Annotated in this window: 11 protein-coding genes; 6 read left to right on the forward strand and 5 right to left on the reverse strand. The window is 66.5% G+C overall.

Going from position 1 to position 12,931, the window contains the following annotated elements; genetic code table 11:
- Window positions 1-36 precede the first annotated feature (36 nt).
- The 5 genes from CDO44_RS17310 to CDO44_RS17330 all read left to right on the forward strand — a co-directional run bounded on the left by CDO44_RS17310 (window position 37) and on the right by CDO44_RS17330 (window position 5,133).
- Window positions 37-651 carry a TetR/AcrR family transcriptional regulator gene (locus CDO44_RS17310; RefSeq protein WP_087781528.1) on the forward strand — a complete coding sequence of 205 codons (615 nt, stop codon included), beginning with the start codon at window positions 37-39 and terminating at the stop codon, window positions 649-651.
- A 112-nt stretch (window positions 652-763) separates the two neighbouring features.
- Window positions 764-2,002, forward strand: coding sequence for an ABC transporter substrate-binding protein (locus CDO44_RS17315; RefSeq protein ID WP_087781529.1), 1,239 nt, complete (start codon window positions 764-766; stop codon window positions 2,000-2,002).
- 77 nt (window positions 2,003-2,079) lie between these two features.
- Window positions 2,080-3,219 (forward strand): FAD-dependent monooxygenase, encoded by a 1,140-nt coding sequence (locus CDO44_RS17320; protein ID WP_087781530.1) that lies wholly within the window; start codon window positions 2,080-2,082, stop codon window positions 3,217-3,219.
- A 30-nt stretch (window positions 3,220-3,249) separates the two neighbouring features.
- Window positions 3,250-4,215 carry a tripartite tricarboxylate transporter substrate binding protein gene (locus CDO44_RS17325; protein WP_087781531.1) on the forward strand — a complete coding sequence of 322 codons (966 nt, stop codon included), beginning with the start codon at window positions 3,250-3,252 and terminating at the stop codon, window positions 4,213-4,215.
- Window positions 4,216-4,263: 48 nt separating this feature from the next.
- Complete coding sequence (locus CDO44_RS17330) at window positions 4,264-5,133, forward strand: IclR family transcriptional regulator (RefSeq protein WP_087781532.1); 870 nt, start codon at window positions 4,264-4,266, stop codon at window positions 5,131-5,133.
- 211 nt (window positions 5,134-5,344) lie between these two features.
- On the opposite strand, the gene CDO44_RS17335 is transcribed toward CDO44_RS17330, so the two are convergent.
- From CDO44_RS17335 to metE, 5 genes are all read right to left on the reverse strand, one after another.
- Entirely contained in the window at window positions 5,345-6,073 is a 729-nt protein-coding gene (locus CDO44_RS17335) for a TerC family protein (protein ID WP_087781533.1), read from the reverse strand.
- Between the two features lie 198 nt (window positions 6,074-6,271).
- Window positions 6,272-6,976: a TerC family protein gene (locus tag CDO44_RS17340; RefSeq protein WP_087781534.1), complete on the reverse strand. Its 705-nt coding sequence runs from the start codon at window positions 6,974-6,976 to the stop codon at window positions 6,272-6,274.
- A gap of 64 nt (window positions 6,977-7,040) precedes the next feature.
- Window positions 7,041-7,922 carry a succinate--CoA ligase subunit alpha gene (sucD, locus tag CDO44_RS17345; protein WP_087781535.1) on the reverse strand — a complete coding sequence of 294 codons (882 nt, stop codon included), beginning with the start codon at window positions 7,920-7,922 and terminating at the stop codon, window positions 7,041-7,043.
- A 35-nt stretch (window positions 7,923-7,957) separates the two neighbouring features.
- Window positions 7,958-9,121 (reverse strand): ADP-forming succinate--CoA ligase subunit beta, encoded by a 1,164-nt coding sequence (sucC, locus tag CDO44_RS17350; protein ID WP_087781536.1) that lies wholly within the window; start codon window positions 9,119-9,121, stop codon window positions 7,958-7,960.
- A 413-nt stretch (window positions 9,122-9,534) separates the two neighbouring features.
- A complete protein-coding gene (gene metE / locus CDO44_RS17355) occupies window positions 9,535-11,853 on the reverse strand; it encodes a 5-methyltetrahydropteroyltriglutamate--homocysteine S-methyltransferase (RefSeq protein ID WP_087781537.1) in 2,319 nt (772 codons plus the stop codon).
- 116 nt (window positions 11,854-11,969) lie between these two features.
- Here metE and CDO44_RS17360 point away from each other — a divergent pair, with 116 nt between their 5' ends.
- Window positions 11,970-12,896 (forward strand): LysR family transcriptional regulator, encoded by a 927-nt coding sequence (locus tag CDO44_RS17360; RefSeq protein WP_087781538.1) that lies wholly within the window; start codon window positions 11,970-11,972, stop codon window positions 12,894-12,896.
- Window positions 12,897-12,931: the final 35 nt, after the last annotated feature.

Raw genomic sequence — 12,931 nt, forward strand, 5'->3', positions numbered from 1 at the left:
TTGCATTTAGCGACCGAACGGTCCATATTCTGGCGGATGACCGCAACCGCCGTTCCACGCCAGCCCCGAGGCCGCCCCCGCGAGTTCGACCCGGACCTCGCCGTCCGGCGAGCCATGCATGCGTTCTGGTCCGGTGGCTACCATGGCACGTCGCTGCCCGACCTGCTTCGCGCCACCCGGCTGTCCCGGGGAAGCCTGTACACCGCCTTCGGAGACAAGCGCGGCCTGTTTCTGCATGCGCTTGACCGCTATATCGACGAGTCGCTGGCCCGGGTCGATACGGAACTCGACCCCGCCCGGGGCGCCGTCGCGGGCCTGAAAGTGTTCCTCGCCGGTTATGTGGACCGTGCCAGCGGCACCAGGGGGAAACGGGGATGCCTGGTCGTGGCCACGGCCATGGAGCTTGCCGGGCAGGACACCGAGGTGGAAAGACGCATCCGCCGCTTCTTCCGCGCCCTGGAAAACCGGCTCGCCGACGCATTCGCGCGAGCCAGGGCGGAAGGACATCTGGCCGACGGCGTCGATCCCGCCGACGCCGCAAGAGCCCTACTCGGCCTGGTCGAAGGCTTGCGCGTCATCGCCAAGACGGGCGTGGACAGAGCCGTCTGGCAGGCCACCGCCGACGCACTGCTCGGCCGCTTCACGACGTAGCGCTTCCGCATCACGGCTCTTTCGCTTCTTTCGCGCCGATTTTTGAACCGATCGGTCTTTAATTAATTCACCACGCACCGTGGCCATTCGCCGTACCGTCAGGAGCACACGCATGAACGCCAGTACACGCCAGGCAACTACCGCGGACGACCCGGTCAAGATCGCCGTGGTGACTTACGTCTCGGGAGGCGCCGCCGGCCCTTTCGGCTTTCCCGCGCGCAATGCCGCGGAGCTGATGGTCGAAGCCCTCAACATGGGGGACGAGCTGCCGGCTCCCTACGAGGCACCGGGTTTCGGCGGCCGCAAGCTGCGTCTGAACGTCTACGACGAGGCCGGCTCTCCCGCCGAGCAGGTGGACCTGTTCCGTCGCATCCATGCGCAGGGCGCGGACGTGGTGGTCGGCTATGCCGGCAGTGCGGTCGCCTCGGCGATCGCTCCGGTTGCCGAAGAACTGGGTCTGCTCACCGTCATCTCCGGCGCCGGCACCAGCCAGCTGTACGCCGGGCAAGCCTGGAACTGGGTGTTCCGCACCCAGACCACGACCGTCACGGACTCCATCGGTGCCGCGCGATACGTGGCGGCCCAGCCCTGGATGGCCGGCGCGGCGTTCGGCGGAATCAACCAGGACTACCTGTGGGGTACGGACAGCTGGACCGAATTCCGGGCCGCGCTGCTGCGGCTGCGTCCGGATGCCCAGGACCTGGGCGGCCACTTCGCCCCGCTCTATTCCGCCGCCGTGGAAACGCCGCTCGTCCGGTTGCGGGAAGCGGGCGCCAGGCTCATCCACTCGGGCAACTGGGGTATCGATCTCTTCCGGCTGGCGGAGATGGCCCCGCAATTGGCTCCCGGGGCGCGCCTGCTGCTGGTGGCCGCGGAAAGCGGGCTTTCCCGGCTGGCCGCGTCCATCCCGGAAGGCGCCATCATCGGCGGCCGGGGTTCGCACGGCTGGCTCGCTCGCGACACGGCGCTGAACCGCTGGTTCGCCGCCAGCTACCGCGATCGCTACGAAATCTCTCCCATTTATCCCAGCTACGGAGTCGCGAACGCCCTGCTCGGGCTGAAGGCCGCCTGGGACAAGGCGGGCGCGGACGCCTCGACGGCGGAAGTCGCGGCCGCGCTGGCCGGCTCCACCTTCGAAGGGATCGGCTCGACGATCGCGATGGCGCGCGCCAATGGTCGCCAGGCCATCGCCGAGGCCGCCTACGGAACGGTGAAACGGCATGCGGGCAGCGGACGAATCGAACTCGCCGACGTGCTTCGTTTTCCTGCCGACAGCGTCAATCCGCCGGACGGCGTGCCGGGCCTGGCATGGATCGAGAACGGTTTTCGCGAGGTATCCCGCCCTCAGTGACTTCCCCATGTTGATCCAGCCTGGATTTAAGTTTTATATTCAAAAAAAGTTTTCTAATACAAAACAAAAGGCTGGATATGAAAGACGTGGACATCGCGATCGTCGGCGCCGGCATAGGCGGCATGGCCGCCGCCATTGCGCTGCATCGCGCCGGATTCGAGGTCGGCATCTACGAACAGGCGCCCAGGTTCGGGCGCGTGGGTGCCGGCATCAATCTGACGCCCAATGCCGTCAAGGCGCTGGACGGGCTGGGTGTCGGCGCCGCCCTGCGGGAGACGGCGTACGAGCCTCTGTGCCGCGTCAGCCGCCTCTGGGACACGGGCGAGGAAACCTCGCGGCTGGAACTGCATGCCCAAGGCCAGCGCCGATACGGCGCGCCGCAACTGACCATCCATCGCGCCGACCTGCTCTCGGCGCTGGAATCGGCACTTCCCGCCGGTTCGGTGCACCTGGGCAGCAAGACCGTGAGCGTGGGACAGGACGAGACCGGCGCCTGGGTGGAACTGGCTGGAGGCGCCCGCGTCGCCGCCCGGGCGGTGATCGGATGCGACGGCATTCATTCGGTCGTGCGCGAAGCCCTGGCCGGTCCCGAGGCGCCCCGCTTCACCGGCAAGGTGGCTTTCCGCTCGATCGTCCCCACCGCCCCGCTCTCCCGCTACGACCTGACGCCCACCACCAAGTGGTGGGGGCCCGACGCTTCCAGCCAGATATTCACCTTCCTCATCAACCGCGGACGCGAGCTTTTCGTGTTCGCCACCGTGCCCGAAACCGAATGGACGCATGAGTCCTGGTCCATACAAGGTCACAAGGAAGAACTGCTGCGCGCCTACGCCGGCTTCCACGAGGAAGCCCGGGCCATCCTCGATCAATGCGACGTGGTGCTGAAGACAGCCCTCTACGCGCGCGACCCGATGCCGCGCTGGACACACGGCCGCATCACCCTGCTCGGCGACGCCTGCCACGCCATGCTGCCTTTCATGGCGCAGGGCGCGGCCATGGGCCTGGAGGACGCGGTGGTCCTGAGCCGTTGCCTGCGGGAGGCCCCCGGCGATGCGCCCGGCGCGCTGCTGCGCTACGAACAGGCCCGCCTGGAGCGGGCAAGCCGCATCCAGCGGGGTTCGCTGCAGAACGATTGGCTGCGGTCGGACACGAACGCGGACTGGGTCTATGGCTACGACGCCTGGGCCGAAGCACTGCCGCCACGGCCGGCGCATTGATCATCCCCCTTCCCATTGCGGAGCCTTGCCATGCAAAGACGACATTTCCTCGGCACGCTGATCGCCGGCGCGGGAGCCGGTACGGTCCCGGCCGTTCGCGCGCAGCCGCCCTTCCCCTCCCGGCCGATCCGGATGCTGGTCGGATTCGCCCCCGGCGGCGCCACCGACGTGGCCTTTCGCGTGCTCGCGCAGAACGCGGCCGGCATCCTGAAACAACCGGTCATCGTCGAAAACAAGCCGGGCGCGGGCATGGTGATTCCTGCCCAGATCATGCAGACCACCGCGCCCGACGGCTACACCATCGCGCAGATCGCGGTGTCGGTATTCCGCACGCCCTACCTGGTCAAGACCGCCTGGGATCCGCTCAAGGACCTCAAGTACATCATCGGCCTGGCCGCCTATCCCTTCGGGCTCGTGGTGCCGGCGGCCTCGCCCATCCGGACGCTGGCGGACTACATCGCCTACGCCAAGGCCAATCCGGGAACGATGACCTACGGCACGCCCGGCACGTTGTCCTCGCCGCACCTGACCATGGAAGACCTCGCATTCCAGGCCGGCGTGAAGTTCAACCACGTTCCCTACAAGGGCGGCGCCGAGGCGCTGGCCGCGCTGCTGGGCGGCCACATCATGTCGCTGGCGGATGGACCGAGCTGGGCCCAGTATGTCGAAGCGGGACAATTGCGCCTGCTCGCCACGGGCGGCGAATCGCGCAGCGCGCGTTTTTCCGCCGCGCCCACGCTCAAGGAATCCGGCTACGACATCGTGCAGAACGCCCCGTTCGGCCTGGCCGCGCCGCGCGATACCGATCCGGCCGTGGTCCGCATCCTGCACGACGGGTTCAAGCAAGCGATGGAAATGGACAATTACCGGGCGGCGCTCAAGCAGTACGACCTGGAACCGGCCTACCTCAGCAGCGAACAGTTCACGCGATTCGCCTCCGACACCATGCAGAAGGAAAAACTCCTGATCGACCGGATCGGCCTGCGCAAGCTATAGAATGGCGAGGCGGCGGCGCCCGCCGCCTCTTCGTTGCGTGCCCTTTCCATGACAGACAAGAAGAAGCCAGCTACCGACGACAGCGACGGCTCGCCCGAGCACCCTTCCACGCCCCGCAAGGATCCATACTGGGTCGACGCGCTCGCCCAGGGCCTGGCCGTGCTCGAGGCCTTCGATTGCGACCAGCCTTCGCTCACGCTGACCGAACTGGCGCAGCGGCTGGGATGGAGCCGCAGCAAGCCCTACCGCTTCGTGCATACGCTGGAAAAGCTCGGTTTTCTGGAACGCGAGGAAGTCGGCCGCCGCTACCGGCTCACCGCGCATGCGATGAAGCTGGGGTTCGCCTACCTGAGCCGGCTGCCCCTGGTCGAACTGGCCCAGCCGGTACTGAACCGGTTGCGTACCGAAGTCGGCGCCTCGGTGCACATGGCCATCCTCGACCGCGGCGAACTGGTCTACGTGGCGCAGGCCCGCATCCCCCTGCCCACGTCCATCGACATCCACGTGGGCTCGCGCATGCCCCCCCATTCCTCGTCCATAGGACGCATCCTGCTCGCCTTCCAGCCGGCCGAGGAAATCGACCGGCTCCTGGGCGACGCGCCGATCCCGGCCTTGACCGAGAAATCCACCGTCGACCCCGCCGCCTTTCGCGCGCTGCTGGCCAACGCCCGCCAACGCGGCTACGTCTACAACGACGAAGAATTCCACCGCGGCGTACGTTCGATCGCCGCCCCGATCTTCGATGCCTCGGGCGCCGTGGTGGCCGGCCTGAATGCGACCGCCATGGTCTATACCTTCACCGACGAGCTCGTCACGCAAACGGTGATACCGGCGGTGGTGCGCGCAGCGCGCGAATTGTCGCAAGGACTGGGCTATCGCGAACGATCGATGCCGCTCGCTGCGGATCAGCGCAGGTAACTCACCGCAATCGCCACCGCCACGCCTATCGCGCCGATCAGCACCAGCATCTGCATCAGCGTCATGCCCTTCTGAAACTTCTTCATATCATCCTCTGGCGCCCCGCAAACCGGTGGCGCGCTTTCTGAAAATTCCGCAGAAACGACGACGCCCTGCCAGGCAGGGCGTCTCGCACCGGTGCGCCGGAGCCCGTCCCCGGGCCCCGCCGGCATCAAGCTTGCTCGGGGGCTTCCGCCTTCTTGCGGCGGGCCAGCAAGGTTCCCACGATCACGACGATCAACGCGCCCACGATTTCCGCACCGTAGGTGATCTGCGTATTGTAGGGCGCGAGCGAGCTCGGCTGAATCACGTTGCTTTGTACCGCCACGTCGGTCGCCAGCATGCCGCCGGCAATCCAGCCCAGCAGCGCGCCGCCCAGCGTCACGACGATGGGGAAACGGTCGATGAGCTTGAGCACCAGCGTGCTGCCCCAGATGATGATGGGCACGCTGACCAGCAGGCCGAACACGACCAGGCCGATCTGGTGGGCTTCGTCGGCTTGCTGGGCCGCGCCGGCGATGGCGATGACGTTGTCCAGGCTCATGACGAAGTCGGCGACGATGATGGTCTTGATGGCGCTCATCAGGGTAGCGCCGCCTTGGATGTTCTCGTGCGACTCATGCTCGGGAATCAGGAGCTTGATGCCGATCCAGAACAGCAGCAGGCCGCCCACGACCTTCAGGAACGGAATCTGCAGCATCGTGACCGCGAAGGAAATCAGCACCACGCGCAGGATGATGGCGCCCGCGGTTCCCCACAGGATGCCCTGCATGCGCCGCTTGGCCGGAAGATTGCGGCAGGCCAGCGCGATCACCACCGCGTTGTCCCCGCCCAGCAGAATGTCGATCAGAATGATCTGGAATACGGCCGCCCAACTGAGCGTCTGAAGAAACTCGAGCACGTGTAACTCCCTGAGAGATTCGTCGGATCGGCGAACCTTCCTGCCGGAATATCCGCCCTTCCTTTTTCTTTGAATTCAACCGACTCCCCCGATCAGCCTGCAGACGCCCGCATGCCGCCAACGCCGCCTCGGGGGGAGAAGGCCGGCCCGGCATCGATGCCAGGCCGGTGCACTACGACAATTGCGACCCCCGGCGCCTCAGGCGGGCTGGTCGCCGGAACCACGCCGCGACATCAGCACCTTGCCGATCGCCAGCACGATGATCGCGCCCACCACGCCCGCGGCGATCTCCGCGCCATGGTGCGTCAAGCCCATGGACGCTTCGAGCGCTTCGGCATGCAGGGCCGGGTCGTTGACGAACAGCTCGCCGGCGATGAAGCCCAGCAATGCCGCGCCCGCCCAGACGATGAGCGGGAAACGCTCGATCACCTTGAGCAGCAGCGCGCTGCCGAAGATCACGAGCGGGATGCTGATGGCCAGACCCAGCACCAGGAGCACGGTATTGCCCATGGCGGCGGCCGCCACGGCGATCACGTTGTCCAGGCTCATGACCAGGTCGGCGATCAGGATGGTGCGGATGGCGGCCATGAGGCCGTTCTTGGCCAGCTTGCCTTCGTCCTCTTCGCCTTCCGGCATCAACAGCGAAACACCGATATACAGCAACAGCAGCGAGCCGATCAGTTTCAACCAGGGCAGTTGCAGCAGTTGGGCCGCAACCAGCGTCAGGATGATACGCATCACGATGGCGGCCGCAGAGCCGATCACGATTGCTTTCTTTTGTTGATGGGCGGGCAGCGAACGCGCTGCCAGCGCGATGACCACCGCGTTGTCCCCCGACAACAGGATGTTCACCCAGATGATTTGAATGAGGGCCAATATGAAGGCCGCTGAACCGAATTCCACGCCTATCTCCTGAAAATGCCAACGGGCGCGGCGAAGTCCGCCGCGCCCGTCATGCTCGTTTTTCTTACAGCACGGACTTGAGCAGCTTGCCCATCTCGGACGGGTTCTTGGTCGTCTTGATGCCGCAAGCTTCCATGATCTCGAGCTTGGCCTGCGCCGTGTCGGCGCCGCCGGAGATCAGCGCCCCGGCGTGACCCATGCGCTTGCCGGCAGGAGCCGTGACACCCGCGATGAAGCCCACGACCGGCTTCTTCATGTTGTCCTTGGCCCACTCGGCGGCATTGACCTCGTCCGGACCGCCGATTTCGCCGATCATGATGACGGCGTCGGTGTCGGGATCGTCATTGAACATCTTCAGCACGTCGATGTGCTTCAGGCCGTTGATGGGGTCGCCGCCGATGCCGACCGCGCTCGACTGGCCCAGGCCCAGTTCCGTGACCTGCGCCACGGCTTCGTACGTGAGCGTGCCCGAACGGCTGACGATGCCCACGCGGCCCTTGCGGTGGATGTGGCCGGGCATGATGCCGATCTTGATTTCGTCGGGGGTGATGAGGCCCGGGCAGTTGGGTCCGAGCAGCAGCGTACGCTTGTTCTGGGCGCGCATGCGATTGCGCACTTCCAGCATGTCGCGCACCGGGATGCCTTCGGTGATGCAGATCACCAGGTCCAGGTCGGCCTCGACGGCCTCCCAGATCGCGGCGGCGGCGCCCGCGGGCGGGACGTAGATGACCGACACGGTGGCGCCGGTGGCAGCCTTGGCGTCGGCGACGTTGGCGTAGATGGGCACGCCTTCGAAGTCCTCGCCGGCCTTCTTGGGGTTCACGCCCGCCACGAAGCAGTTCTTGCCGTTGGCGTACTCGCGGCACATGCGGGTGTGGAATTGACCGGTCTTGCCGGTGATCCCCTGCGTGATGACCTTGGTATCTTTGTTGATCAGAATCGACATTTCGAGTCCTTAATATCCTTTGCTGAGCGCAACGATTACTTCTTGGCGGCGGCCACGACGGCGGTGGCGGCTTCGGCCATCGTGTCGGCGCTGATGATGGGCAGTCCGGAGTCGGCCAGCATCTTCTTGCCGAGCTCTTCGTTGGTGCCCTTCATGCGCACCACCAGCGGCACGCTCAGGCTGACGGCCTTGCACGCGGCGATCACGCCTTCGGCGATGACGTCGCAGCGCATGATGCCGCCAAAGATGTTGACCAGGATGGCCTTCAGGCCGGGGTTCTTCAACATGATCTTGAAGGCTTCGGTCACTTTCTCGGCCGTGGCGCCGCCGCCGACGTCCAGGAAGTTGGCCGGTTCGCCGCCGAACAGCTTGATGGTGTCCATGGTGGCCATGGCCAGGCCGGCGCCGTTCACCAGGCAGCCGATGTTGCCGTCGAGCTGGATGTAGGCCAGGCCGAACTTGCTGGCCTCGATCTCGGCGGGATCTTCTTCATCGGTGTCGCGGTAGGCCACGATCTCGGGGTGGCGGAACAGCGCGTTCGAATCGAAGTTGAACTTGGCGTCCAGGGCGATGATCTTGCCCGATCCGGTGACGATCAGGGGGTTGATCTCGGCCAGGTCGGCGTCGGTTTCGACGTAGCAGGTGTACAGCTTCTGGATCTGGTCGGCCGCATCGGCGATCGAGGCGTCGGGAACGCCGATGCCGCGGGCCAGTTGCGAGGCTTCCTCGGTGGTCAGGCCCTTGGCGGGATCGACGAACACCTTGAGGATCTTCTCGGGGGTGGCGTGGGCGACCTCTTCGATCTCCATGCCGCCTTCGCTCGAGGCCATCACGCAGACGCGCTGCGAGCTGCGGTCGGTCACGATGCCGACATACAGTTCCTTCTTGATGTCGGCGCCTTCCTCGATCAGCAGGCGGCGGACCTTCTGGCCTTCCGGGCCGGTCTGGTGCGTGACCAGCTGCATGCCCAGGATCTGGCCGGCCAGCGTGCGCACTTCCTCGATGGAACGGCCGAGCTTGACGCCGCCCCCCTTGCCGCGGCCGCCCGCGTGGATCTGGGCCTTGACGACCCACACCGGGCCGCCCAGTTGTTCAGCAGCCTTCACGGCCTCGTCCACCGAGAACACGGGGATGCCGCGCGGAACGGTGACGCCAAATTTTTTCAGAAGCTCTTTGCCCTGATACTCGTGGATTTTCATGCGGAGCCTTCGCTGTCGGGGAGACGTTGAATGTTCGGTTGAAGAAGACCAGCGCCATGAGGGGTCATGCGCATGGCTGCGGATGGGGATAGCGCCTTCGTGGCCGCGGCCGGATAAACAAATGCCCACGCACCCGCGCTCAGGACGAGCGAGGTCGCGGGCGTTCGCATAGCGAGGCAGTTGGCGATTACGGACATGCGCTAAAGGATGCCCGGTTGCATCAGGCGCTGGCAGACAGGGACGCAGCGGGGAAGCAATGGGCGGGCGATAAAACCCGATGAGTATAACCCAGCCTGCCAGGGCAACCCCGTCCGGGGTTGCCCCCAATCCGGGGGCCGGGTTTGTATCGCCTTATGACAGGACGGGGAGGCGGCGCCCCGGCGCGGCCGTCCGCCGCGCCGGATCCCGCCCCGTCATGCCGGTTGCGCGGCCTCTTCGCGCAAGATGCGCGCCGCCGCCACCATTTTCACCAGGGCCGCCTCCGTTTCGGGCCAGGCGCGGGTCTTGAGCCCGCAATCGGGGTTGACCCAGAGCCGCTCCCTGGGCAGGCGCGCCGCCGCCTTCTGCATGAGCTCGACCATCCACCCCACCTCCGGGACGTTCGGCGAATGGATGTCGTACACGCCAGGGCCGATGTCGTTGGGGTAGCGGAAATCCTCGAAGGCCTTGAGCAACTCCATGTTGGAGCGCGAGGTCTCGATCGTGATGACGTCCGCGTCCATCGCCGCGATGGCCTCGATGATGTCGTTGAATTCCGAATAGCACATGTGGGTATGGATCTGGGTATCGTCCTGGATGCCCGCCGTGCTGAGCCTGAAGCAGTCCACCGCCCAGTCCAGGTACCCGGCCCACTGCGCCCGGCGCAGCGGCAGCCCTTCCCGGAAGGCCGGCTCGTCGATCTGGATGACCCGTATGCCGGCCGCCTCCAGGTCCAGCACTTCTTCGCGCAAGGCCAGGGCCAATTGCTCGCAGGTCTTGCTGCGCGGCTGGTCGTCGCGCACGAAGGACCATTGCAGGATGGTGACCGGGCCGGTCAGCATGCCCTTGACGGGCTTGTCGGTAAGCGACTGCGCGTAGGCGGCCCAGCCGACGGTCATCGGCGCGGGACGCGAGACGTCGCCGAAGATGATCGGCGGCTTGACGCAGCGCGAGCCATAGCTCTGCACCCAGCCGTTCTGGGTGAAAGCAAAGCCGGCCAGCAGCTCGCCGAAATATTCGACCATGTCGTTGCGCTCGGACTCGCCGTGCACCAGTACGTCCAGGCCGACCCGCTCCTGGAAGGCGATGCTGTCGGCGATCTCCTTGCGGATGGCCTTTTCGTAGGCCGCGTCGCCCAGCGAACCGGCGCGCCAGTCGCGGCGCAGGGCGCGGATCTCCGGCGTCTGCGGAAACGAGCCGATGGTGGTGGTGGGAAAGGCCGGCAGCCGCAGCCGCGCCTGCTGCGCGGCAATGCGCCGGGCAAAGGGCGCGCGCTGGCGCGGGAGGTCACCGGCCGCCTGCTGGCTGGCCCGGACCCGCGGATTGTGGATGCGGCTCGATTCGGCGCGCGTCCGGCAGGCGCGGCGCTGCACCGCGAGCGCATCGGCGACGGACGCGACCGCGTCGGCCGAATCGCCCAGCGCCACCGCCTTGGCCAGCAGCGCCAGCTCGTCCAGCTTCTGGTGGGCGAAGCTGAGCCAGCTCTTCAATTCATCGTCGAGCAGCGTTTCCGCGGACACGTCCACCGGCACGTGCAGCAGCGAGCAGGACGGCGCCAGCCACAGGCGGTCTCCCAGCGCCGCCGCGAGCGGGGCCAGCCGGGTGCGCCACGCGTCCAGGTCGGCCCGCCAGACGTTGCGGCCGTCGATGACCCCGGCCGATAGCACCTGGTCCGGCCTCAGGCCGGCAGCCACGCGGGTCAGTTGCTCGGGGGCGCGCACGAGGTCCACGTGCAGCCCGGCCACCGGCAGGGCTAGCACGGTCGGCAGATTGTCGTCCAGGCCGCCGAAGTACGTGGCCAGCAGGATGGACACGGGCGTCCGCGCCAGGCGCTCATACACCGGCGCAAACGCATCGCGCCAGGCGGCGGGAAGATCCAGGACCAGGACGGGCTCGTCGATCTGCACCCACTGCACGCCGGCCTCCGCCAGGCGAGCCAGCACCTGCTCGTACGCCGGCAGCAGCGCTTCCAGTAAGGCCAGCTTGGCGGCATCCCCCGCGCCCCGGTAGGCGTCGCCCTTGCCCAGCCACAGCCAGGTCAGCGGACCGGGGATGACCGGCTTGGCGGCATGGCCCAGGGCCTGCGCTTCGCGCACCTGGTCGAACAAGGCCGAGCGGGCGACGCGGAATTGCTGCTCCGGATGCAGTTCGGGGACCAGGTAGTGGTAATTGGTATCGAACCACTTGGTCATCTCGCAAGCGGCCGCGGGCGGGCCGCTCGGGGCGCGTCCGCGTGCCATGCGGAAGACCGTGTCCAGCGCCACCGGCTCGTCCTCGGGCTGGGCGAAGCGGGCCGGCACGGCCCCCAGCGTGGCCGACCATTCGAGCATGTGGTCGTACCAGGCGAAATCGCCTACCGGGACGAGATCGATGCCCGCCTGCGCCTGGACCGCCCAGTGGCGGGCACGCAGCTCTCGTCCGGTGGCCTCCAGTTCCTGCGCCGAGGATAGTCCGGCCCAATAACTTTCCAGCGCGCGCTTGAGCTCGCGCTGCACGCCCACGCGCGGAAAACCCAGGTTATGCAAGGTAGCCATGATGTATCGAATGTCCCGATGCTCTTAGAAGCAGCACATTGTGCAAGGACTGGTTCGTGAATCAAAATCAAGTTCTGCATATTTAATATGAGAAAAATTCAAGTTAATATCGGCCCATGCTGGAAATCCGCCATCTCGAGACCCTTGTGGCCATCCGCGAGGGAAGCAGCCTGGTCGAAGCTTCCGAGCGCCTGCACGTCACCCAGTCGGCCCTGTCGCATCAACTGCGCGAACTGGAGGAGCGCCTGGGTACGCAGTTGCTCAACCGCCGGACGCGGCCGCTGCGCTTTACCACCGCGGGCTTGCGCGTACTGGCGCTGGCCGACGACGTCCTGCCCCGGATGCGGGCGGCCGAGCGCGAACTCACGCGGCTCGCCGCCGGGCGCACCGGGCGGCTGCACCTGGCCATCGAATGCCACTCCTGCTTCCAGTGGCTGATGCCTGCACTAGACGTCTTCCGGGAGCAATGGCCCGAGGTGGTGCTGGACCTGTCGGCGGCCTTTTCCTTTGCGCCGCTGCCGGCGCTGGTGCGAGGCGACCTGGACCTGGTCATCACCTCGGACCCCATCAAGCTCGACGCGGTGCGCTACGTCCCGCTATTCCGCTACGAACTGGTGCTGGCCGTGGCGCGCAACAGCCCGCTGGCCGCACTCAAGAGCATCGAGCCCGCCCAACTGCAGGACCAGACGCTGATTACCTACCCGGTCGATCGGGACAGGCTCGACATCTTCACGGCCTTCCTGGATCCGGCGGACGTGGAACCGGCGGAAATACGCACCACGGAATTGACGCCCATGATCATCCAGCTCGTGGCGAGCGGACGCGGCGTGACGGCCATCCCGAACTGGGCGTTGACCGAATACCTGGACCAGGGCTTGCTGCACGCCTGCCGGCTCGGCGCGGAAGGCGTATGGCGCACGCTGTATGCAGGCGTGCGGGTGGAGGATCAGGACGCGCCCTACATCCAGAATTTCCTGGACATCGCGCGCGAACTCACGTTCCGGAACCTGACCGGCATCCGGGCGCCGCGGCCCGAGCGCTGAAGGAGCGCCGCGCCAACGCCGCCCCTGGCACCGCC

Source organism: Pigmentiphaga sp. NML080357 (assembly GCF_002188465.1).
Classification (GTDB): Bacteria; Pseudomonadota; Gammaproteobacteria; order Burkholderiales; family Burkholderiaceae_B; genus Pigmentiphaga.